The 19,999-nt window shown below is 58.5% G+C and carries 25 protein-coding genes; 14 read left to right on the top strand and 11 right to left on the bottom strand.

Going from position 1 to position 19,999, the window contains the following annotated elements; genetic code table 11:
• Positions 1–503: 503 nt before the first annotated feature.
• The 7 genes from ACT67G_RS02210 to ACT67G_RS02180 all read left to right on the top strand — a co-directional run bounded on the left by ACT67G_RS02210 (position 504) and on the right by ACT67G_RS02180 (position 3,775).
• On the top strand, positions 504–1,094 hold the full coding sequence (locus ACT67G_RS02210; RefSeq protein WP_443662833.1) for a hypothetical protein: 591 nt from the start codon (positions 504–506) through the stop codon (positions 1,092–1,094).
• Between the two features lie 62 nt (positions 1,095–1,156).
• Positions 1,157–1,375 carry a hypothetical protein gene (locus ACT67G_RS02205; RefSeq protein ID WP_443662832.1) on the top strand — a complete coding sequence of 73 codons (219 nt, stop codon included), beginning with the start codon at positions 1,157–1,159 and terminating at the stop codon, positions 1,373–1,375.
• A 122-nt stretch (positions 1,376–1,497) separates the two neighbouring features.
• Complete coding sequence (locus tag ACT67G_RS02200) at positions 1,498–1,773, top strand: hypothetical protein (protein WP_443662831.1); 276 nt, start codon at positions 1,498–1,500, stop codon at positions 1,771–1,773.
• The gene (locus ACT67G_RS02195) at positions 1,770–2,036 is read left to right on the top strand and encodes a hypothetical protein (protein ID WP_443662830.1); all 267 of its coding nucleotides are present in this window, start codon (positions 1,770–1,772) and stop codon (positions 2,034–2,036) included. The genes ACT67G_RS02200 and ACT67G_RS02195 overlap by 4 nt, the downstream gene beginning before the upstream one ends.
• Positions 2,026–2,223 (top strand): hypothetical protein, encoded by a 198-nt coding sequence (locus ACT67G_RS02190; protein WP_443662829.1) that lies wholly within the window; start codon positions 2,026–2,028, stop codon positions 2,221–2,223. The genes ACT67G_RS02195 and ACT67G_RS02190 overlap by 11 nt, the downstream gene beginning before the upstream one ends.
• A 419-nt stretch (positions 2,224–2,642) precedes the next feature.
• Complete coding sequence (locus tag ACT67G_RS02185) at positions 2,643–3,266, top strand: hypothetical protein (RefSeq protein WP_443662828.1); 624 nt, start codon at positions 2,643–2,645, stop codon at positions 3,264–3,266.
• 17 nt (positions 3,267–3,283) lie between these two features.
• On the top strand, positions 3,284–3,775 hold the full coding sequence (locus ACT67G_RS02180) for an HK97 gp10 family phage protein (RefSeq protein ID WP_443662827.1): 492 nt from the start codon (positions 3,284–3,286) through the stop codon (positions 3,773–3,775).
• A gap of 190 nt (positions 3,776–3,965) precedes the next feature.
• Here the strand turns inward: ACT67G_RS02180 and ACT67G_RS02175 are convergent, their stop codons facing one another.
• The 3 genes from ACT67G_RS02175 to ACT67G_RS02165 all read right to left on the bottom strand — a co-directional run bounded on the left by ACT67G_RS02175 (position 3,966) and on the right by ACT67G_RS02165 (position 4,718).
• Positions 3,966–4,241, bottom strand: coding sequence for a hypothetical protein (locus ACT67G_RS02175; RefSeq protein WP_443662826.1), 276 nt, complete (start codon positions 4,239–4,241; stop codon positions 3,966–3,968).
• A 64-nt stretch (positions 4,242–4,305) separates the two neighbouring features.
• A complete protein-coding gene (locus tag ACT67G_RS02170; RefSeq protein WP_443662825.1) occupies positions 4,306–4,440 on the bottom strand; it encodes a hypothetical protein in 135 nt (44 codons plus the stop codon).
• Between the two features lie 8 nt (positions 4,441–4,448).
• Complete coding sequence (locus tag ACT67G_RS02165; RefSeq protein ID WP_443662824.1) at positions 4,449–4,718, bottom strand: hypothetical protein; 270 nt, start codon at positions 4,716–4,718, stop codon at positions 4,449–4,451.
• Positions 4,719–5,030: 312 nt separating this feature from the next.
• Here ACT67G_RS02165 and ACT67G_RS02160 point away from each other — a divergent pair, with 312 nt between their 5' ends.
• Positions 5,031–5,228, top strand: coding sequence for a hypothetical protein (locus tag ACT67G_RS02160; RefSeq protein ID WP_443662823.1), 198 nt, complete (start codon positions 5,031–5,033; stop codon positions 5,226–5,228).
• A gap of 702 nt (positions 5,229–5,930) precedes the next feature.
• Here ACT67G_RS02160 and ACT67G_RS02155 read toward each other — a convergent pair.
• From ACT67G_RS02155 to ACT67G_RS02135, 5 genes are all read right to left on the bottom strand, one after another.
• Positions 5,931–7,157, bottom strand: coding sequence for an FprA family A-type flavoprotein (locus ACT67G_RS02155; protein ID WP_443662822.1), 1,227 nt, complete (start codon positions 7,155–7,157; stop codon positions 5,931–5,933).
• A 35-nt stretch (positions 7,158–7,192) separates the two neighbouring features.
• The gene (locus tag ACT67G_RS02150; protein ID WP_443662821.1) at positions 7,193–9,103 is read right to left on the bottom strand and encodes an acyl-CoA dehydrogenase family protein; all 1,911 of its coding nucleotides are present in this window, start codon (positions 9,101–9,103) and stop codon (positions 7,193–7,195) included.
• 58 nt (positions 9,104–9,161) lie between these two features.
• Positions 9,162–9,566, bottom strand: a complete 405-nt coding sequence (locus tag ACT67G_RS02145; protein WP_325246264.1) for an RrF2 family transcriptional regulator — start codon at positions 9,564–9,566, stop codon at positions 9,162–9,164.
• A 336-nt stretch (positions 9,567–9,902) separates the two neighbouring features.
• Entirely contained in the window at positions 9,903–11,654 is a 1,752-nt protein-coding gene (locus ACT67G_RS02140; RefSeq protein WP_443662820.1) for a [FeFe] hydrogenase, group A, read from the bottom strand.
• Positions 11,648–13,486: an NAD(P)-binding protein gene (locus tag ACT67G_RS02135; protein ID WP_443662819.1), complete on the bottom strand. Its 1,839-nt coding sequence runs from the start codon at positions 13,484–13,486 to the stop codon at positions 11,648–11,650. Before ACT67G_RS02135 ends, ACT67G_RS02140 begins: the two co-directional genes overlap by 7 nt.
• A gap of 236 nt (positions 13,487–13,722) precedes the next feature.
• On the opposite strand from ACT67G_RS02135, the gene ACT67G_RS02130 reads away from it, so the two are divergent.
• The 4 genes from ACT67G_RS02130 (at position 13,723) to ACT67G_RS02115 (ending at position 15,782) form a co-directional block, all read left to right on the top strand.
• Positions 13,723–14,022: a hypothetical protein gene (locus ACT67G_RS02130; RefSeq protein ID WP_443662818.1), complete on the top strand. Its 300-nt coding sequence runs from the start codon at positions 13,723–13,725 to the stop codon at positions 14,020–14,022.
• A 137-nt stretch (positions 14,023–14,159) separates the two neighbouring features.
• On the top strand, positions 14,160–14,672 hold the full coding sequence (locus ACT67G_RS02125) for an HD domain-containing protein (RefSeq protein ID WP_443662817.1): 513 nt from the start codon (positions 14,160–14,162) through the stop codon (positions 14,670–14,672).
• Positions 14,673–14,679: 7 nt separating this feature from the next.
• Complete coding sequence (locus ACT67G_RS02120; RefSeq protein ID WP_443662816.1) at positions 14,680–15,216, top strand: HD domain-containing protein; 537 nt, start codon at positions 14,680–14,682, stop codon at positions 15,214–15,216.
• A 56-nt stretch (positions 15,217–15,272) separates the two neighbouring features.
• Positions 15,273–15,782, top strand: a complete 510-nt coding sequence (locus ACT67G_RS02115; RefSeq protein ID WP_443662815.1) for a GNAT family N-acetyltransferase — start codon at positions 15,273–15,275, stop codon at positions 15,780–15,782.
• Positions 15,783–15,829: 47 nt separating this feature from the next.
• On the opposite strand, the gene ACT67G_RS02110 is transcribed toward ACT67G_RS02115, so the two are convergent.
• Positions 15,830–17,005 (bottom strand): NAD(P)-dependent malic enzyme, encoded by a 1,176-nt coding sequence (locus ACT67G_RS02110; RefSeq protein ID WP_443662814.1) that lies wholly within the window; start codon positions 17,003–17,005, stop codon positions 15,830–15,832.
• Between the two features lie 158 nt (positions 17,006–17,163).
• Here ACT67G_RS02110 and ACT67G_RS02105 point away from each other — a divergent pair, with 158 nt between their 5' ends.
• Entirely contained in the window at positions 17,164–17,586 is a 423-nt protein-coding gene (locus ACT67G_RS02105) for an RrF2 family transcriptional regulator (protein WP_325246252.1), read from the top strand.
• A 235-nt stretch (positions 17,587–17,821) separates the two neighbouring features.
• Here the strand turns inward: ACT67G_RS02105 and ACT67G_RS02100 are convergent, their stop codons facing one another.
• Entirely contained in the window at positions 17,822–18,016 is a 195-nt protein-coding gene (locus ACT67G_RS02100) for an alpha/beta-type small acid-soluble spore protein (RefSeq protein WP_325247137.1), read from the bottom strand.
• Between the two features lie 183 nt (positions 18,017–18,199).
• Positions 18,200–19,225: a threonine aldolase family protein gene (locus tag ACT67G_RS02095; RefSeq protein ID WP_443662813.1), complete on the bottom strand. Its 1,026-nt coding sequence runs from the start codon at positions 19,223–19,225 to the stop codon at positions 18,200–18,202.
• A 213-nt stretch (positions 19,226–19,438) separates the two neighbouring features.
• Here ACT67G_RS02095 and ACT67G_RS02090 point away from each other — a divergent pair, with 213 nt between their 5' ends.
• Positions 19,439–19,960, top strand: a complete 522-nt coding sequence (locus ACT67G_RS02090) for a DUF4358 domain-containing protein (protein ID WP_326215100.1) — start codon at positions 19,439–19,441, stop codon at positions 19,958–19,960.
• Positions 19,961–19,999 lie beyond the last annotated feature (39 nt).

Genomic DNA, 19,999 nt, shown 5'->3' with positions numbered 1-19,999 from the left:
GACATTTCGGAAACTGGTAGAGCGGTGTTATGAACCAGGGCCGTACAGATTGGGAATGGTTATCGGGGTGTTCCAATATTATTTCACCTGCTACGAACAGCGGTTCGGAGAGCCGCACCCAAATATCCGCATGGATCAGATCCGGCGGATCATAAGCGCCATGCCGTATGTAAACAGGGACGATATTGGCGGCTATTATCCGGATATTGACTATGATACATACCCGTTTATCATTGACCGACATTTCAGGACTAACTACCGGAACTGTGATTACAACATTAACCATTTTTTCAGCGGAAAAATACGGGAATTGCGCTTGCACGAATGCGAGAGGGGAGAATGAGCAATGAGCATTTACAGAACCTGTCCCCATTGTGGGGTGCACCTGGACCCCGGCGAGCGGTGCGACTGTGCTTTTACAAGGAGCGCCGGCGCTTTTGCGGCGCAGAGGGTAAAGAGAGCCGGGAAAGAAATGAAGCAGAAAACGAAAGGAGCAGCAAAGAATGCTTGACAGAAAGAAACTGGATCAGATGGAGGAACACGGCGCGGCGGCTGCCCTCCAGTACCGGGGGGAACTGAGTGCGGAGCTGGGCGACAGCGTCAGCAGCACATATGATGCTGTAAACGCCTACTTCAACGACCAGAAGAAACGGGCGGCGGCAATCGCTGACCGTGTGGGGAATCTCCGCGAGGATATTTCCGACATTGACGAAAAAATTTCCTCTTTGGGCCCCGCACTGGCACAGGCCACCATTTCCGGGAATTCTGCGGCCCTGGATGCCATTCAAAAAGAGATCGCAGACCTGGAGAGCAGAAAGGCGGCCAACAAGGCGCAGATCGGCCTATTGGGGGATGCCCATATTTCCGGGGATGAAGCACTGTATCAGGTAGCAGACGAGGCCGCAAAGAAGATGGAAGCCATTTACCGGGAGAAGCTGGCGGAAATGAATGCCCTTGTTACGTTTGCCAATAAGCAAATTTCCCTTTGGGCGCGCGTGGCAGACCTTTCCAATTTGGGCGGTGACACTATTCCCGTTAATTCTGTACGCTCCAAGGTGGCAGATATGCGACAGGACTTTTCCGCCGAAGATTGATTTCCCGGCGCTTTCCGCCGATTTCTGGCGGTTATAACTGATTTGACAAGGAGGCATACACAATGAGCTATTGGGACGATGAAAAGCCCGTGGTGGCCGATACGGGCAAGAATGTAATAGAGCTGTACCAGAACGCCGGGAAGCTGGCAATTTCCCGCCCGTCCTGGACAGACGACGCGGGAGAAGTCCGGCGGGGCAAGACGGTGGTGCTTGACCTGGGGGCGGTGAAAACTTCCCCGGAGGCCGTGCAGATCGTCAAGACCATTGCTGGGAGCCTGTGAGGGAGGCCCGCAGACAGGAGGCGATACAAACGACACCACGCAAAGAAAAAGCCCTGATATCCCTGCTGACGTGTCGCACCAGGGCGGAGGCAGCGGAGGCGGCGGGGATCGGAGAAAGCACCTTGCGGGGATATCTGCGAGAGCCAGAGTTTCAAGCACGGTACCGGGAGGCGTTCGGGGAGCTTGTCCAGGACGCCACCCGGCAGGCACAACAGGCCATAGCCCCGGCGCTTTCCACCTTGCGGGAGATTGTGGAGGACGAAAACGCAGGGGCAAAGGCCCGCATAATGGCAGCCCGTTCAACCTTGGAATTTGCCTTGAGGCTGACGGAGCAGCTCGACATTATTTCCCGCATTGAAATCCTTGAACATGCCATAAAGGAGGGCGTCGAACAGTGAAAGACATTTTGAAGCGGCTCCAGCGCCTTGAAGCTGCCTACCAAGTGAGACAGGGCGGCTTGACCGTGTTCCGGCTGGATAACGGCAGCTTGTTTCACACCAGGGAAGATCCTCTCACATATCTGCTGAAAAACGGCGTTGACACCGGTACGGGGAAAATCGTTGACCTGATGGACCCGGAGGGGGAATGCGACCCCATTACGGCGGCAGTCTATTCCGACATTCGAGAAATCATTTCAGGAGGTGATAACATTGGGCATTGATGATTTTAGCGCCGCCCAGATGGCGTCCCGGCTGGATGCTATCAGGAACACCGGCGGCACCGCAGAGGAAAGAGCGTGGGCCCGTGAGCTTTCTGGCGTTCTCCGCAAGGAACCGGAGATCAGCCTGCCCGAAGCAGAGCACCGGGCATGGTGCAACGTCATTAAAGGCAGGTTTGAGCAGGCATGAAAATCACTATTTCCTATATGCCGGAAGAAGAGCGCGAGGCGACCGCAGACATGATGGTGCTTCACAGGCGGCACCCTGGCACAAAGACCCGCCGGAGCAAGGCCCATTTGCCCGCCGTGTCGGCTTATATGCGGATCGCGCCGGGTGACTTTCGGCAGTTGACACCGTGCGATTTTTGCGGGCACAGGTATGAAAGAAAACCCTGTACAAACTGCCCAGCAAAGGTGTAAAATAGACACAAGAGAATAGCGCGGAAGAGTACCCACCCCTCCGGGGGTGATTCGCTGGAGACAGCGCGGGAAAACGGTTTGCATGGTTGCATACTGTCCCGTGCTGTTTTCTTTTCCCCTGGCGGCGGGGCGTCCTGCCTTTCTCCCCGCTGCCGGGGGATCACAAAACAACACAAAGGAGATTTACATATGAGAAACGATAGATTTTCCGTTCAGGTTGAAACACGCGGACCCAAGCTTGTCATGACTTTTGACGAGGTAAAGGAGCGGCCCTCTGATTTGACCTTTGAAGTGGTAAAAGAGAAGCCCCATGCGGACGCTGACATTTCCCGGAAGCTCGACAAGATCCTCGACGCCCTGGAACGTGAGATCAAAGGCGACCGCCCGACCCCCCAGCAGAGCCTTGAAGCAGCTATCGCAGAGATCATGGAGAAATACGAGGGTGACGCACGGCGGCAGGGAATTAACCCGTCCCCGGAAGCGCCCGGCATGGACTATGCAGCCATGAACCCCCACAAGAGATCCCCTGTTGTTGAATGTTCGGACAGGCCGCACATCCGAAAAAACGGACGCTTTGGGTATGAAAATTCCGAGGATCGTGTCACTGTTCCTGCTCGTTTTTTCGAGGACAGCGGCCCTATGACCCCTTGCGAAGAAGCAGAGGCGGCATACGCCGCCATGAACCCCCACAAGTGCAGGGACAAGCAGCCTGCCACAAGGACGGCCAGAGACAGCGCCCGGCGGCCTATGAGCATTTGCGAACAGTGCGAGGCGGCCTATGCGGCCCGGAACCCCCACAAGCGAAGAATTTAAAAAGGGGTAGTTAGAAAATGACACTCGAAGAGAGAGCAAAACAGCTTAAAAAAATTCAATCACAGTTGCCCGGGGTATTGGATGGGATTGCAAAGGACGCCACCATCCGGGCAATCGAAAAGGCAGCAGATATGACGCCTGGTACGCATGATGATTTAAGCGGGACTAATACCAGAAGCGCAGGAATGAAGCAGCACTGGGACACAGACAGCGATAAAACGCCCAAACGGTCCGGGGAAACACTTACAACTGTGCTAGCCAACAATAAAAACTATGCTTCCTATGTCAACGACGGTCACCGTATGGATCGGCACTTTGTCCCAGGATTGAATGTCAACCCAGCATCCGGGATGCTGGAAATGGACCCGAACGGAAAAGGCGGCATCGTGGTTGGGACAAAGACTTCCTATGTCCCAGGACTTTACATGGTCGACGCTGCAAAGAAGGTCTACCAAGAAACCGTGGAATCGGAAGCAAAGAAAAGGATCGAAAAACTGTTCAATGAATAGGCAGCGTGCAGACCACCGCAAAAGCATTTTGACAGGAAAAGAAAGGGCCGCCCGACCTGGGCGGCCCTCCTGCGTCGTTCACTTTACGCTTACTTCAAAATGAGCTGTACAATCTCGAGAACAAGGGACAGCTGCCGGTTGTTGCAATGGTCTAGCAGGCTGATGATTTCCGCAATCGTTTCAGTGTATGTCATTTCCGCACCTCCTTTCTCATGAGCTGTACATTGTGGAAGCTGGCGGCGGCCTGGAAGCCCCGGTATGTCAAGGCAAACATGGTGAAGTCCCCCACGCCGTAGCCGCCGATATAGTGCACGTGTGCGTCTCTGCTCATGCTTTTTGCGTGTTCCACGGCGTCCTTGCCGAAAAGAGCAGCCGCCCGGAACTCCGGCACCATGTCCTCCGATCCCATCAGAACGGCCTCCTGCGCGAAAATGGCTGCCACCTGTGCCTTATTCAATTCTTTCATGTGTATTTCCTCCTTGCTTTTCTGGAGGGGACCGGCTACAATGGAACCGGCCCCCTGTTGTTTGTCACTGCCGGGGATCGCTTGCCTCTCTCGCGTCTGCCAACGTGGGAGGGGCTTTCTTTTTCGGTGGGGCCTCGATGGCATCCACCAGGGCGAAGATCCAGCGCGTCAGCTGCCAGATCCCGACCACGATTGCCACCGTCTCCATCATGCCACGGTGAACCGGCGCACGGTGGTTTCTTTGGTGAACCGCTCCGCCACATCGGGAAGAGCCTTGCGGAGCGCCGCAGCGTCCAGCCTGGAGGACGTGACCGGCTTCCAGGTGACTTTGTATTCCCCGGCCTGGAGGGCCTCCTGGGACACCATAGCGGCCTTGATGGCGTCCTTGATGGCCTCCGCCTCTGCCTGGGCCTCTTCAATGAGGGCTTGCAGCTGCCGCAGCTCGCGGCACTTGATTTCCATTTCATTGATGCTCATATCATTTTCCTCCTTATGATCGGCGGGGGCGGGCAGATTGTAGAGAGTACACCCGGAACATGAACCGGTCCACCTGTCGCAGCCGTCCAGCCCCCTTGTGGGATTCGAGAGATTTTAGAGGGAATACCCGGGGCGTCACCGGTCCGTCCGTCGCAGCTCTCTTGCCCCTTGCTGTGATTACATTGTACTATATGATTAACCATATATCAATAGATGGATTGCACAATGTTAACCATATATTTATGTGCAAAATATATATAATTAAACATATATATTCGTGATAGAATAGAGAGGGAAAGGAGGGTGGCTATTTTGGCACCATCAGAGGCGCAGAAAAGGGCATCGGCAAAATATCAGCGGGAAAATATTGCAAGTTTGGCGTGTCGTGTCAAGAAGGATCAGGCGGAGAAGTTCAAGGCGTATTGCGCAGGACTGGGGAAAACTTCAAACGCCGTCTTGCGGGACTATGTTCTGGCCTGCATAGACGAAAAAGAGGCCGGGGGAGAATAACCCCCGGCTTTCGCTTTAATACTTGACAATGACCTGGAAAAAGCATATCCTCTAGGGTAAGGGGCCGAAGCCCCGGTCCCTACTCGGTTAGCCGCTCGATTAAATCGATCAGCGACTTAACGAGGTTCAGGATTGCGGTGATAAGGACGATTGCTTGGAGGGCGTTGTCCTTATTGCCGTTTTTCTTTTTCCGGGCCATTTGCTATATTGCCCGCCGTAGAAGTCTATCCTGGCATCAAGGAAGCTGTGCTTTCCGACACAATTAAAGCTCCAAAGCAGATGATCGCAGAAACCGCAACAGGGGGCTATTTCTACCCCTTCATTTACCCCTTACAGCTTTTTTAACGTGATACGGCATTTTACAGTGAAACCCGGAAAGCCTTGAAAATACCGGACTTTTGAAAATGCCTGATACCGTATTTTACACACTATTTCCAGTTCGAATCCTTCACCCGCTGCCATAACCGGAAGCATCTTTATGCTTCCGGTTTTTTTGCCCGCAGTTTGGATGAGCTGCCCTTATCCATGATTCTTTCGGCAGAGTGTTACAGGGGATGGAGCGGATATCCCGGCCGATAGCTGTCTATCCATCAATCGCGAAAAGAGTACCGGGCAGGAATTGATTTCCTGCCCGGTATGTTTCGTATGGGGCACATGCTGCTTTGCAGGTACGTGATCCGGGCTTGCCGCCGGGGAAAAACATCAGCCCCCGGCCTTTTCCTGCAGGGACTCCACCAGGGCGTCTGCCAGCTTGTCCAGCTCCACGGCCTTGTCAGGCAGCAGGGAGGAGGCCAGGCTCAGCCGCTCGTTGAGGACCGTCATGTTCTTCATTTCCTCATCCAGGAACTTCTGCATCAGGTCGCCGGATTTGCAGGCCCAGGAGCCGTTTTCAATGATGGCAAAGGTGCGGTTTTGCAGGTTCAGCGCCTTCATATCCTCCAGATAGTTCTTCATCACCGGATAGATCCCCAGATTGTAGGTGACGGAGGCCAGCACCACATGGCTGTACTTGAAGGTCTCGGAGATCAGGTAGGACACATGGGTGTTGGACACGTCGTACAGCGCCACGTCGGTGATGCCCTTCTCGCAGAGCTTGACGGCCAGAGCCTGGGCGGCGGCTTCCGTGTTGCCGTACATGGAGGCGTAGACGATCAGCACACCGTTGACCTCCGGCTCATAGCGGCTCCACTTGTCGTACTTGTCGATGAAGTACCCCAGGTCCTTGCGCCACACGGGACCGTGGAGGGGGCAGATGTATCGGATCTGGTCCAGAATGCTGCCGGCCTTTTTCAGCAGCAGCTGGATGTGGGGGCCGTACTTGCCCACGATGTTGGTCAGGTACCGGCGGGCCTCGTCGATCCAGTCCCGGTCAAAGTTCACCTCGTCGGCGAAGAGCTTGCCGTCCAAAGCGATGAAGGAGCCGAAAGCGTCGGCGGAGAAGAGAACGCCGTTGGTGGTATCAAAGGTCACCATGGCCTCCGGCCAGTGGACCATGGGGGCTCCCACAAAGGTGACCGTGTGGTCGCCGAAGGAGTAGGTGTCGCCCTCCTTCACCTCGATGCACTTGTGGCCCTCCAGCTGGAAGCCGAACTGGCGCATGAGCATAAAGGCCTTTTCTGTGGAGATCACCTGCACCTTGGGATAGCGGAGCAGGATCTCCTCGATAGAGGCGCCGTGGTCCGGTTCCATGTGGTTGATGACCAGATAGTCCAGGGGCTTTCCGCCCAGCAGATACTGGATGTTTTCCAGCAGCTGCCGGCAGGCGGACCAGTCCACCGTGTCGAACAGGACACTCTTTTTGTCCAGCAGCAGATAGGCGTTGTAGCTGACGCCCTTGGGGATGGGATGGATATTCTCGAACAGGGCCAGACGGTGGTCGTTGGCGCCGACCCAATAGAGATTGTCAGTGACCATTCTTACGCAATGCATACAGAAATCCTCCTTTACTCACGAATATTGGGCCGTTACGCTTCAATGAACTGGTCCTTGGCCTCGGCACACTCCGGGCAGACCCAGTCCTCCGGCAGCTTCTCAAACAGGGTGCCGGGGGCGATGTCGGCGTCGGGATCGCCCAGTTCCGGGACATACTCATAGCCGCAGCCCCCGCAGACGTACCGCTTGCCGATAGGGGCTTCCTTGGGGGGACGGGGCCGCTTCATCTTCACCATGGGAGGCGCCGGCTGCTTCTCGCCGGTGTCCAGGGCGGCGGTCAGCAGAGGCAGGATCTCATTTACATCTCCCACGATGCCGTAGTCGCAGTTCTTGAAAATGGGGGCCCCGGCATTTTTGTTGATGGCCACGATGGTGGAGGCATCCTTGATACCCTTGAGGTGCTGCACCGCACCGGAGATGCCGCAGGCGATGTACAGGTTGCCAGTGAACTTCTGGCCGGACATGCCCACATACCGGTTCAGCGGCACGTACTTCAGCGTCTCCGCCACCGGGCGGGAAGAGCCGATGGCCGCACCGGCAGCCTTGGCCAGATCCTCAATGAGCTTCATGTTCTCTTTTTCACCGATGCCCTTGCCGGCGGACACCACCCGTTCCGCCTGGGCGATGGGGGTGTCCAGGGGGATGCCTACGGTGAAGTCGTGGCCGTCCTTTTTCAGATGCTCCACCAGGGCCGCCACCTGCTCGGCGGGAGAGCCGTCCCGCAGGATGACTTTCTTGCGGATGCCAGTGATGGGGGCGGGCTTCTTGGGCCGGCTGGCCGAACCGCCGGCACTCTTGGGGGGCTTGCCCAGGATGTGGGAGGCGATGACCACCCGCTGGATCTCGTTGGTGCCCTCGTAGATGGTGGTGATCTTGGCGTCCCGGTAGGCCCGCTCTACCTCCATGCCCTTCATGAAGCCGGCGCCTCCGTGGATCTGCAGAGCATCGTTGGTGACCTCCAGGGCGATGTCGGAGGCGTACATCTTGGCCATGGCGGACTCCATGCCGTAGGGAACGTGGGCCTCCTTGAGCTCCGCGGCGGAATACACCAGGAACCGGGTACAGCGGAGCTTGGTGGCCATGTCCGCCAGTTTGAAGGAGATGGCCTGCTGGAAGCCGATGGGCTTGCCGAACTGGATGCGCTCCTTGGCGTAGTCCACCGCGGCGTCATAGGCTCCCTGGGCGATGCCCAGAGCCTGGGCCGCGATGCCGATGCGGCCGCCGTCCAGGGTGGACATGGCGATCTTGAAGCCCTCGCCCTCCTTGCCCAGGAGATTCTCCTTGGGCACCTCCACATTGTCGAAGATCAGCTCGGCGGTAGAGGAGGAGCGGATGCCCATTTTGTCATAGTGATCTCCAAAGTAGAAGCCCTTCCAGCCTTTTTCCACAATGAAAGCAGAGATGCCCCGGGTACCGATGTCCGGCGTGGTGACGGCAAAGACCACGTAGGTGTCCGCTTTGGGGGCGTTGGTAATGAAGATCTTGCCGCCGTTGAGGATGTAGTGGTCCCCCTTGAGAACGGCGGTGGTCTCCGTGCCGCCGGCGTCAGAGCCGGCGTTGGGCTCCGTCAGGCCGAAGGCGCCGATTTTCTCACCCTTGGCCAGAGGTACCAGATACTTCTGCTTCTGGGCCTCCGTACCGTAGGCAAAGATGGGCCAGGAGCCCAGGGACACGTGGGCGGAGAGAATGACACCGGCACCGCCGTCCACCCGGGCCAGCTCCTCCACGGCGATGGCGTAGCTCAGGGCGTCCAGCCCGGCGCCGCCGTACTCCTTGGGGAAGGGGATGCCCATGAGGCCCAGCTCGCCCAGCTTGCGGATGGCCTCATCGGGAAATTCATTTTGCTGATCCAGCATGAACGCGATGGGTTTGATCTCTTCCTCCGCAAAGGCGCGGATTTTGGCCCGCAGCTCCTCGTGGGCCTGAGTTGTTTGAAACAGCATCTCATTACCTCCTTTTTATTCTTGACAAAATTTATCCAGTTTTCGCGTATAAAAAAGATCAGGGCTCCGTCAGGATTTCCCGCAGACTGTGGGAGCGAAGCTCATTATCCAAATTCTTTTGAATTTCCAGCAATTTGCCGTGCACCGTGCAGCCGCCGTGGCAGCTGCGCCAGGAACACGGATACGCCGGATCCATGCAGGCGCTCAGGCCGCTGTGCTCGCCTATGGCCATCATCAGATCATAGAGGCTGACCGCCGACAGATCGGCTGCCAGCCGGCAGCCCCCCGCCGTCCCCCGGACAACGTCGATCAGGCCTGCTTTATCCAGCTTTTTTAAGATTTTGTAGGCGAAGGACTGGGGCAGCAGCTCGTCCTGCGAAATTTGTCCCACGGTATGCAGCTCTCCGTCCAGGAGAACGCGCAGGATACGGAGGGCATAATCAGTCTCCCGGGTAATGATCATTGTCCCCGCCTCCTTGTTGAATGTTTCCTTGACCAGAGCGTATCAAATTGGACAATATTTGTCAAGTATAGGAGGATAATCCGACATTTTTTGGAGCTTCCTCCAAAATTACGGATGCTTTTTGGGGAAACACACGAGAATCGGTTTTCCGGTTTTCCGCATATTTGGTGCGGCCAGACGGGGGCAACACCGTATTGGCCTGACTGGAAGCAGGCACGGAGGGATCACAAAGGGAGGAGGCCTTAAACTGGTCTCCTCCCTTTGCCGGTTCCTTGGTACAGATTTCAACGGTCCGGCATCCCTGCAGGTCAGGGGAATGCCGGTGCAGCGGTAGGGTCAGATTTCCGGAGAATTGCCGGAAGAGGGCATTCGCCAGGCCAGATGGTCGGTGTGGAGCAGGTGATGGGACGCCTTCCCCAAGGGCTTGCCCAAAAATTCCCGGTACAGAGCCTGGATTTCCGGATTCTCATGGGAAAAGCGGATGCCGGAGGCCGCGTCCAGCTGCCACAGACGCTGGCCGCGTTCCGCAGCCAACTCGGCCCCCTCATGAATGGGCTGCCCGCCGCCGCCGGCACAGCCGCCGGGACAGGCCATTACTTCCACAAAGTCATAGGATACCTGTCCCTTTTCCAGGGCTTCCATCAGCTGCCGGGTGCTGCCCAGGCCGCTGACTACAGCCACCCGGACTTCCCCGGCGCCGGGAATGGTGAAAACGGCCTCTTTCCAGGGGCGGTTTCCCCGCACCTGGGCAAAGGCATCCGGATCCGGGTTTGCTCCGGTGACCAGGAAGTAGGCGCTGCGCAGAGCCGCGTCCATGACGCCGCCGGTGGCGCCGAAAATCACCGCCGCACCGGTGCCGGAGCCCAGGGGAGAATCAAAGGATTCCTCCGGCAGATCCTGGGGCAGGATGTGCTCGCTGCGCAGCAGGCGGGCCAGCTCCCGGGTGGTCAACACCGCATCCACATCCGGGTCCCCGCAGGCATCCCGCATGGTGGGCAGGCGGCACTCACTCTTTTTGGAGATACAGGGCATCACCGACACCACGAACATCTTGTGGGGATCGATACCCTTGCGCTGGGCAAAGTAGCTCTTGGCCACGGCGCCGAACATCTGCTGGGGGGATTTGGCGGTGGAGAGATTTTCCGTCCAGGCAGGGAACTGGCCCTTTACAAAGCGTACCCAGCCGGGGCAGCAGGAGGTAAACATGGGCCAGCGGTATTGGTTCTTGTGGGTGAACCGCTGGAGAAACTCGCTGCCCTCCTCCATGATGGTGAGATCCGCGGTGAAGTTGGTGTCAAACACATAGTCAAAGCCGATCCGCCGCAGCGCGGCCACCATCCGTCCCGTGGTGGCCAGAGCCGGATCCAGGCCGAAGCTCTCTGCCCAGGCCACCCGCACCGCCGGAGCCACCTGGATGACGGTGGTGATGTTGGGATCCTCCAGGGCGTCGAACACGGCATTGGTATCGTCCCGGGCGGTGAGAGCGCCGGTGGGGCAGTGGGTAACGCACTGGCCGCAGTAGGTACAGTCGGTATCTTTGAGCAGGCGGTTGAAGCTCACATCCACCGTAGTGCGGGAGCCGGTGCCGGCCACGTCCCAGATGTGCATATTCTGGACTTTGTCGCAGATCTGCACGCAGCGCATACACTTGATGCACTTTCCCGCCTCCCGGATCAGGGGGGCGTCCAGGTCGATGCGGGAGCGCTCCGGCTTTACCGCGTAGGGCTGATAGTGGATGTTCAGATCCTGGGAGAGGGTCTGGAGCTCACAGTTGCCGCTGCGGATACAGGTGGTGCAGCTGGTATCGTGCTGGCTGAGCAGCAATCGCAGATTGGTACGCCGGGCCCGGCGTACCCGGGGAGAGTTGGTGTGGATCACCATGCCCTCCAGCACCGCGTTGTCGCAGGCGGTGACCAGCCGCTCGATGCCGTCGATCTCCACCACGCACATGCGGCAGGCGGCGATCTCGTTGATGCCCTTTAAGTAGCACAGATGGGGGATGGGGATGCCGGCGGCCTGGGCGGCGTCCAGAATGGTGGTGCCCGTCTGCACGGAGACGGAGCGGCCGTCAATGATTGCATTTACCATTTTTCCACACGTCCTCCCTTGAAAACTCCGTATCCGAAGTGGTCGCACCGCAGGCAGCGGGAGGATTCCTGCTCCGCCTCCTCCGCGGTCAGGCCGCACTCAATACAGGTGAAGTCATGCTTGCGTTCACAGGCGTCCCGCTCGGTGGTGTTGACCCGGCCCCGGGGCTTGAGGTCGGAGAACCGGGGAGCCGGCACCCGCACCGCCGAGGCAATCTCGTGATGGAAGCCAAGATATTCGTCGATATTGGCCGCGGCGGCCTTGCCGGCGGCGATGGCCCGGATGACGGTGGCGGGGCCGGTGACGCAGTCGCCTCCGGCAAACACGCCATCCAGATCCGGCAGCCTGGTGTCTGATCCAGCCAGCAGGGTGCCGCCCCGCTGGATCACTACGCCGGACTGCTCGAAGCCCAGGGACTCTACGCCCTGGCCGATGGCCACGATGATAACGTCCGCCTCTACCCGGTGTTCTGCCGCCCGGGCGGTGCCCGGCTTGGGACGGCCCTGGCGGTCCATCTCGCCGATGATCTGGGGCTGCGTCCACAGCGCCACGGCGGCGCCGGAATCATCGCTTTCGATCCGCACCGGGGCGTGGAGGGTCAGCAGCTCCGCACCCTCGGCCTCGGCGCCCTCCACTTCCTCCGGCAGGGCTGTCATATCCTCTTTCCGGCGGCGGTAGACACAGGTGACCCGATCCGCCCCCAGACGGATGGCACTGCGGGTGACATCCATGGCCACGTTGCCGCCGCCGATGACCACCACCCGTTTGCCGGTGAAGTCCGGCACCTCGCCGTCGCCGATGCCCCGCAGCAGTTCCACCGCGGAGACCACGCCCCGGCTGTTTTCTCCCTCGATGCCCGTCTTTTTGTCAGTGTGGGCGCCGATGGCCAGATACAGGCAGTCGTATTCCTGTTTCAGCTGATCCAGCGTCACGTCCACGCCTACGTTCACCTCTGTGCGGACTGTGATGCCCAGGGATAAAATGGAGGCGATCTCCGCGTCCAGAAGAGTGCGGGGAAAGCGGTAGTCAGGGATGCCGTAGCGCAGCATACCGCCCAGGGCTTTCCGCTTTTCAAAAACGGTGACGCTGTGGCCCATGAGAGCCAGATAGTAGGCGGCGGAGAGACCGCCGGGGCCGCCGCCGATGACGGCCACCGTTTTCCCTGAGGAAGGAGCGCAGGCAGGCTGAGGTACCTCGCCCGCCTGATCCACGGCGTAGCGCTTCAATGCTCGGATGTTCACCGCATCATCCACCATGCGGCGGCGGCAGCGGGCCTCGCAGGGGTGCTCGCAGATGTAGGCGCAGGCCACCGGGAAGGGGTTGTCCTTGCGGATCAGGCGCACGGCGTCGGCATACCGGCCGGCGTGGACCAGGGCGATGTAGCCGGGAATATCCACCCCTGCTGGGCACAGTGCCACGCAGGGCACCGGGTTTTTCAGGCTCCCCAGGCACCGGTGCCGGAGAATATGCTCCTCATAGTCGTCCCGGAAGCCCTGGAGGCCCATCAGTACCAGCTGGGCGGCGTTGATGCCGATGGCACAGTCGGCGGTATCCACGATGGTTTGGGCGGTCTGTTGGATCCGGTGCAGGATGCGGATGTCCGGCTGGCCATCCAGGACTTCCCGCAGCATATCGGAAAGCTGTCCCAGCCCGATCCGGCAGGGTACGCACTTGCCGCAGGTCTGGGCGTGACACAGCTCCAGAAAATTCAGCGCCATATCGATGGGACAAAGGCCCGGCGGGCTGGAGGCGATTCTCCGCTCTACATTCCGGTAGAGCTGATCCACCACCGCCTGGGTCTGGCTGGGGGTTTTGATGTCCAGTCTGCTCATGGGTGATCTCCTCCTTTTGGGACGTCCGCCACAGGCGCGCAATCGTCCTCTTACCATCACTATACCAGAGCGGGATCACAAAAAGCAATGGCCAATCACGCCCGGAGCCGTAAAGAAAAGCCCGCTGAATGATACTGCAGTAATTTTTTTCGCTTGCGTGCAATAAAACCGGGGTATCATGTGTTATATAGACAAAGAGACACACCATGAGTTGATACACAGGAGGAAGACGGAAAATGAAAAACATGTCTGTTAAGAAGATAATCGGAATCGTTGTGGGGGCGGTTGTCGCGTTGGCTGTGGTAGGCATAGCCGCCGTGATGCTGCTGCGTGTTGATGCGGCGGAGGCCCGGCAGATCGCCCTGGAAACATCCGGCGGCGGGGAGGTCCTATCCCAGGAGATCAGCAATGAGGGACTGCGGAATGAATACAGCTATGTGATCACCAACGGGGATACATGGTATGAAATCGAGGTCAGCGGGTTTGGGACGGTTACAGAGCTGGAATCTGGAACCGGGCAGTATCTTGACCATTAAAAAAGCAAATCTGAAGACTGATGCCCCCTGGGAACCATGCCGGTTCCCGGGGGCTTTCTTTGTGGCCTGCAGGGTTGCAAGCGGGGAAGAACCGTGCTACACTCAACAGCATCACGGGAGAAAGTGAGTATACGGGGATGGATCAGGAACAGACGCTGCTGCTGGATGCCCTCCTCTATGAGGATGGTCACCAACGGCGCACAGAGCACATTTTGAAGGTGTACGGCCTTGCAAGACTGCTGGGCGAGGCGGAAGGCCTGGAGACGGAGGAACGGATGATTTTGCAGGCGGCGGCCATCCTGCATGATATTCCCATCAAATACTGCAAGGAGCACTGCGGCGGCGACGCCTGTCAGGAAAACCAGCGCCGTGAGGCCCCCCGCCTGGTGGAGGCATTTTTACAGCAGGCGGGATATCCGGCCCAATGTACGCCCCGGGTGCTGGAACTGGTGGAGCGGCACCATGATTACAGCGGTTCCCACGGCAGGCTGCTGGGCCTGCTGATGGAGGCGGACCTGCTGGTCAACTGCTATGAAGATCCCCCGTCCCCGGAGTGCTTGGAGAAACTCGCACCGCTGTTCCGCACAGAGACCGGCCGGCGGCTGCTGGCCGCATACCGGCGTGGGAGATCCCCGCGGGGAGAAGGATGACGGCGGCGTGAAGAGAAAGGAAACGACCATGGAACAGTTGATGGATACACTGACGGAAAAGATGATGGACTTTGACTGCGGGGATCCCCAGCGGATCCAGCATTTTATGAAAGTTCACCGGTTTGCACAGCTGATCGGGCACATGGAGCAGGTGCCCCCCCGCATCCAGTATCTGGTGGAATGTGCGGCGCTGGTTCACGATATCGGTATACATCCCGCGGAGCGGAAGTACGGACGCTGCGACGGAAAGCTGCAGGAGCAGGAGGGCCCGGCCTATGCCCGGGCCATGCTCACGGAGCTGGGTCTGGCGGCAGAGGATGTGGAGCGCATTTGTTACCTGGTGGGCCACCATCACACCTACGATCAGGTGGACGGGATGGATTATCAGATCCTTCTGGAGGCGGATTTTCTGGTGAATATCTATGAGGATGGCCTCAGCAGGGAGGCGGCGAACCGGGCGCTTGAGCGGGTGTTCAAGACGGAGGCCGGAAAGAAGCTCTTCCGCATTCTCTATGACGGGGCACAATCAGAGCGGAACCGCTGACAGGCTTCTAAGAAAGGACACCGCTGGGGGATATACCGGGACGGAAAGGAGCGGACATGGAAATCACGCTGGAACCAGGATATGAGGATCGGGCAGAGCTGGAACAGCTCTTCGGCGAGTACATGGACATGCTGCTGTGCCGGCAGCCGGACTTTCAGGGGTATCTGGCGCTGCAGCACTATGACACGGAGCTGGAGCAGCTGCGGGAGAAATACGGCCCGCCGGATGGACGGCTGTATCTTGCCCGGGCGGATGGAGCGGCGGCAGGCTGCGTGGCACTGCGGCGGATCGACGGGGAATCCTGCGAGCTCAAGCGGCTCTATGTCCGTCCGGCGTTCCGTGGACACGGCCTGGCGGGGCGGCTGGTGGATCAGGTGATCGCCGACGCCCGGGATGCGGGATATCGGGCGGTGCTGCTGGATACCTTCCCCTTTCTGGAGGACGCTGTCCGTCTTTACAAGAAGCGGGGCTTTCGGGAGGTGCCCTCCTACAACGGTACGCCCATGGAACAGCTCATCTACCTGCGGCTGGATCTGGAGGAAAAAACCGAAGGGAAAAAAGAGTGAGGCAGCACCATGGCGGTGCTGCCTCATTTTTCAATGGAAAGCGGAAATCAGATGCGGGCCACGCCGGAATCCCGGGCGGCCTGGGCAACAGCCGAGGCCACGGCATCTTTCACCCGGGGATCGAAGGCGGCGGGGATGATATAGTCTGCGGAGAGCTCCTCATCCGAGATGAGCCCCGCCAGAGCATGGGCGGCAGCGATTTTCATGTCGTCGTTGATGTCGCTGGCCCGGGCGTCCAAAGCGCCCCGGAAGATGCCGGGGAATGCCAGAACATTGTTGATCTGATTGGGATAGTCGCTGCGGCCGGTGGCTACCACCGCCGCGCCTCCGGCCCTGGCGTCGTCGGGGAAGATCTCCGGCGTGGGGTTGGCACAGGCGAAGAGAACGGCGTCCTTGGCCATGGTGCGGACCATATCCGTGGTGACGACCCCGGGAGCGGAGACACCGATGAAGACATCCGCTCCGGCCAGCATATCTGCCAGGGATCCGGCGCGCTTTTCCGGATTGGTGACCTGGGCCATTTCCTCCTTGATCCAGTTCATGCCCTCGCTGCGGCCGGCATAGATGGCGCCCTTGCGGTCACAGAGGGTCACGTCCTTGGCACCTGCGGAGAGCAGCAGCTTCGTAATGGAGATGGCTGCGGCTCCGGCGCCGTTGATGACGATGCGGACATCCCCAAGACGCTTGCCCACCACCTTCAGCGCGTTGGTGAGACCCGCCAGGGTGATGACGGCGGTGCCGTGCTGGTCGTCGTGGAAGATGGGAATGTCGCAGCGCTCCTTGAGCTTACGTTCGATCTCAAAGCAGCGGGGAGCGGAGATATCCTCCAGATTCACGCCGCCGAAGGAACCTGCCAGCAGCGCCACGGTGTTGACAATGTCATCCACATCATGGCTGCGGACGCAAAGGGGAATGGCATCCACGCCTCCGAAAGCCTTGAAGAGGACGCACTTACCCTCCATCACCGGCATACCGGCCTCGGGGCCGATGTCTCCCAGGCCCAGCACGGCGCTGCCGTCGGTGACCACCGCCACGGTGTTCCACCGCCGGGTGAGCTCGTAGCTCTTGGCGATATCCTTTTGAATCTCCAGGCAGGGCTGGGCAACGCCCGGCGTATAGGCCAGGGACAGTGCCTCCTTGGAGTTCACCTCTGCCCGGGGGGTGACCTCCAGCTTGCCCTTCCATTCATAGTGCAGGCGCAGTGATTCCTTTGCGTAGTCCATACTTCCGGCTCCTTTCGTGTGTAGGCGTTCAAACCGTGTTTATTGTACGAAAAAACCGCCGAACTGTCAATTCCACAGGGGAGACAGCCGTCAAGTTTTACTTGAAATCCTACTAACTCCATGGCAAAATGGGGAAAAGGGAAGGAGGCTGCCGGTTCATGAAGATTTCCACCAAGGGGCGCTATGCCCTGCGACTGATGATCGATATTGCCGTGAATGGGGAGGATGGATTCGTCTCCCTCAAGGATGTGGCCCAGCGCCAGCAGATCTCCATGAAGTATCTGGAGCAGATCGCCGGGCTCTTGAGCAAGGCGGGGCTGCTGCGCAGCGGCCGGGGAGCCCAGGGGGGATACCGCCTGACCCGCAGACCGGAAGAGTACACCGTGGGCAGTATCCTCCGTCTGACGGAGGGGAACCTTGCCCCGGTGGCCTGCCTGGAGGGGGAAGAGAATCTGTGCGAGCGGTGCGACCGGTGCGCTACATTGGATTTCTGGACGGGGCTTTACGCCACCATCAATGCGTATATCGACCGCTTTACCTTGGCGGATCTTGCCCGGGCAGAGCGGGAGAAGAACCTTTGAATAGAAAAAGGGACCCGGCGGCTGCCGGGTCCCTGAGATTTTCAATCTATGGAATTGCCCTGGACTACGGGAAGGAAGATAGTTACGAAAGAAACCCAGGAGGGGTGTCTTTCGTTTTTAATGAGAAGATTTCAGAACTTTTTTCAGTTCTGAAATCTTGGGCAGCCTGTCAAAAACTTTTTGACAGGCTAAGGGACCCGGCGGCTGCCGGGTCCCTTGCTGCGTTCAGTGGAAGTTACAGGTTCTTCTCGTAGGACTCGATCATCTTCTTGACCATCTGGCCGCCCACGGAACCGGCCTGACGGGAGGTGAGGTCGCCGTTATAGCCTTCCTTCAGGTTCACACCAACCTCGGCGGCAGCCTCCATCTTGAACTTATCCATAGCGGCACGGGCCTCGGGAACGTTGATCTTGTTGTTGTTGCTAGACATATGGGTTTCTCCTTTTCATCTGAATCATAGTGAATGTTGGGTCACTGGGTATCGCAAGCCTAGTTTGACTCGAAAGGCAACGAATATTCCGCTTTTTTGCCGGAAAAATCTGCAAGTGAAAAGCGTGCCGGTAAAACAGTGATTGTTGAGAGAAAGGAGAGAACCGGCGAATACCTGGGAAGATTACAGGATGCCTTTGAGATCCCGCAAGAAGTCTTCCACCGCCTGATCCGGCGTTGCCCAGCTGGTTACCAGGCGGATGCAGGTGTGGGCGGGATCCACTTCGTGATCTGTTTCAAATTCGTAGCCCAGCTCCTGCAGACGGGCAACGGTCTCATTTTGCAAAATGACGAACAGTTGGTTGGAGACAGGCGGCGTGGAGAAGGGAATGCCCAGTGCCTCCATTCCCTCCGCCAGGCGTTGGGCCTGGGCATTGGCATGGCGGGCGATGTCGAAGAAGAGGCCGTCTTGCAGCAGGGCCCGGAACTGCACGCCCAGCAGCCGGCCCTTGGCCAGCACTGCACCCCGCTGCTTCATGTGCCAGCGGAAGTGGGGGTGAGGCTTGGACAGAACCAGTGCCTCACCGAAGAGAATGCCGTTTTTGGTGCCGCCGATGTAGAATGCGTCGGTAAGGGCCGCCACATCCGCCAGTGTCAGGTCGTTGGAGGGTGCGGTAAGAGCGCTGCCCAAGCGGGCACCGTCCAGATATAGGAGGAGATCGTGCTGGTCACAGCAGCGCCGCAGGGCGGTGAGCTCCGCCTTGGTATAAACAGTGCCCATCTCCGTGGTATCGGAGATGTAGACCATGCGGGGCAGAACCATGTGCTCCGTGCCGTTGTGCTGGGCCAGTACGGATTCCACCAATTCCGGCGTCAGCTTGCCGTCGGGAGCAAACACGTCGCAGACCTTGTGGCCGGTGGCCTCAATGGCGCCGGTTTCGTGGGTGTTGACGTGAGCTGCGTGGGTGCTGATCACTGCCTCATACGGCGCCAGCAGAGCGGCTACCACCACCTGATTGGTCTGGGTGCCGCCGACCAAAAAGTGCACGTCCGCCTGGGGAGCTTTGCATAATGTCCGGATCAGGTCTGCCGTCTCCCGGCAGATGGGATCCGTACCGTAGCCGCAGGTCTGAAGGAGGTTCGTCTTGGTAAGGGCCTCCAGCACCCTGGGATGTGCCCCTTCACTATAGTCATTGCGGAAGCTGTACATAAAAAACGCCTGCTTTCTATTTCAATTTGTTACGGGTTTGTTGTCAAATTGTCGTTGCAATCATACCGCGAAACAGGGATAATTGCAAGCAGGCCCTGGGGCCTGGATAATTTGCGGGAAAATGCAGATGATTTTTAAAGAGGCGGGAACTTTTTTTATCGGTGTGCCGTCTATCAGACGGAAAAAATACAATGGGATGAAAAGGAGACAATCATGATGATGCGCAAACTGGCTATGACCATGACACTTTTGCTGGCGCTGGGCCTGCTGACGGCCTGCGGCAGTTCTTCCACAGAGGAAACAGAGACCAAGGAGGTTTCCCTGAGTGATTTTTATACCCAGCTTTGTGAGGAGTACCACTGGACGGAGGATGCCCAGAACAGCCAGGAGGGTGATCTGCTGATGACCACCATCGAGGGCGATATGCTGGAGAGCTACTACCCCGGTATGGGAGATGTAGCTGCCAAGCAGCTGCTGGTAAAGGCCCCGCTGATGAGCTCTGTGGTCAATGAACTGGTACTTGTGGAGTGCGAAACGGCAGAAGATACCCAGAAAGCTGTGGAGATCCTGCAGGACCGGGTGGACGCCCAGGCCGAGGGCGGTGCCTGGTACCCGGAGTCCATGGAGGCCTGGGGCAAGGCCAAGGTGGTTCAGAACGGAAACTATGTGGCTATGGTCGCCTCCGCAGAGCATCAGGATGAGATCGTGGAGCAGTTCAACGATCTTTTTGCCTGATCCGTGTTTTTGATCCTCGCAGCCGTAGCTTAGCCTGCG

Source organism: Dysosmobacter sp., assembly GCF_052306735.1.
Classification (GTDB): Bacteria; Bacillota; Clostridia; order Oscillospirales; family Oscillospiraceae; genus Oscillibacter.
Note: the sequence above shows the minus strand (reverse complement) of the source record. Positions and strands in the feature narration are given on the sequence as shown.

Excerpts from the sequence above, each read along its gene's own strand:
- ACT67G_RS02145 (WP_325246264.1), bottom strand. The coding sequence starts at position 9,566 with ATGATCATTACCCGGGAGACTGATTATGCCCTCCGTATCCTGCGCGTT.
- ACT67G_RS02180 (WP_443662827.1), top strand. The coding sequence starts at position 3,284 with ATGACACTCGAAGAGAGAGCAAAACAGCTTAAAAAAATTCAATCACAG.
- ACT67G_RS02140 (WP_443662820.1), bottom strand. The coding sequence starts at position 11,654 with ATGGTAAATGCAATCATTGACGGCCGCTCCGTCTCCGTGCAGACGGGC.
- ACT67G_RS02135 (WP_443662819.1), bottom strand. The coding sequence starts at position 13,486 with ATGAGCAGACTGGACATCAAAACCCCCAGCCAGACCCAGGCGGTGGTG.
- ACT67G_RS02165 (WP_443662824.1), bottom strand. The coding sequence starts at position 4,718 with ATGAGCATCAATGAAATGGAAATCAAGTGCCGCGAGCTGCGGCAGCTG.
- ACT67G_RS02100 (WP_325247137.1), bottom strand. The coding sequence starts at position 18,016 with ATGTCTAGCAACAACAACAAGATCAACGTTCCCGAGGCCCGTGCCGCT.
- ACT67G_RS02095 (WP_443662813.1), bottom strand. The coding sequence starts at position 19,225 with ATGTACAGCTTCCGCAATGACTATAGTGAAGGGGCACATCCCAGGGTG.
- ACT67G_RS02110 (WP_443662814.1), bottom strand. The coding sequence starts at position 17,005 with ATGGACTACGCAAAGGAATCACTGCGCCTGCACTATGAATGGAAGGGC.
- ACT67G_RS02090 (WP_326215100.1), top strand. The coding sequence starts at position 19,439 with ATGATGATGCGCAAACTGGCTATGACCATGACACTTTTGCTGGCGCTG.
- ACT67G_RS02105 (WP_325246252.1), top strand. The coding sequence starts at position 17,164 with ATGAAGATTTCCACCAAGGGGCGCTATGCCCTGCGACTGATGATCGAT.
- ACT67G_RS02155 (WP_443662822.1), bottom strand. The coding sequence starts at position 7,157 with ATGCATTGCGTAAGAATGGTCACTGACAATCTCTATTGGGTCGGCGCC.
- ACT67G_RS02175 (WP_443662826.1), bottom strand. The coding sequence starts at position 4,241 with ATGAAAGAATTGAATAAGGCACAGGTGGCAGCCATTTTCGCGCAGGAG.
- ACT67G_RS02115 (WP_443662815.1), top strand. The coding sequence starts at position 15,273 with ATGGAAATCACGCTGGAACCAGGATATGAGGATCGGGCAGAGCTGGAA.
- ACT67G_RS02150 (WP_443662821.1), bottom strand. The coding sequence starts at position 9,103 with ATGCTGTTTCAAACAACTCAGGCCCACGAGGAGCTGCGGGCCAAAATC.
- ACT67G_RS02210 (WP_443662833.1), top strand. The coding sequence starts at position 504 with ATGCTTGACAGAAAGAAACTGGATCAGATGGAGGAACACGGCGCGGCG.
- ACT67G_RS02125 (WP_443662817.1), top strand. The coding sequence starts at position 14,160 with ATGGATCAGGAACAGACGCTGCTGCTGGATGCCCTCCTCTATGAGGAT.
- ACT67G_RS02205 (WP_443662832.1), top strand. The coding sequence starts at position 1,157 with ATGAGCTATTGGGACGATGAAAAGCCCGTGGTGGCCGATACGGGCAAG.
- ACT67G_RS02130 (WP_443662818.1), top strand. The coding sequence starts at position 13,723 with ATGAAAAACATGTCTGTTAAGAAGATAATCGGAATCGTTGTGGGGGCG.
- ACT67G_RS02185 (WP_443662828.1), top strand. The coding sequence starts at position 2,643 with ATGAGAAACGATAGATTTTCCGTTCAGGTTGAAACACGCGGACCCAAG.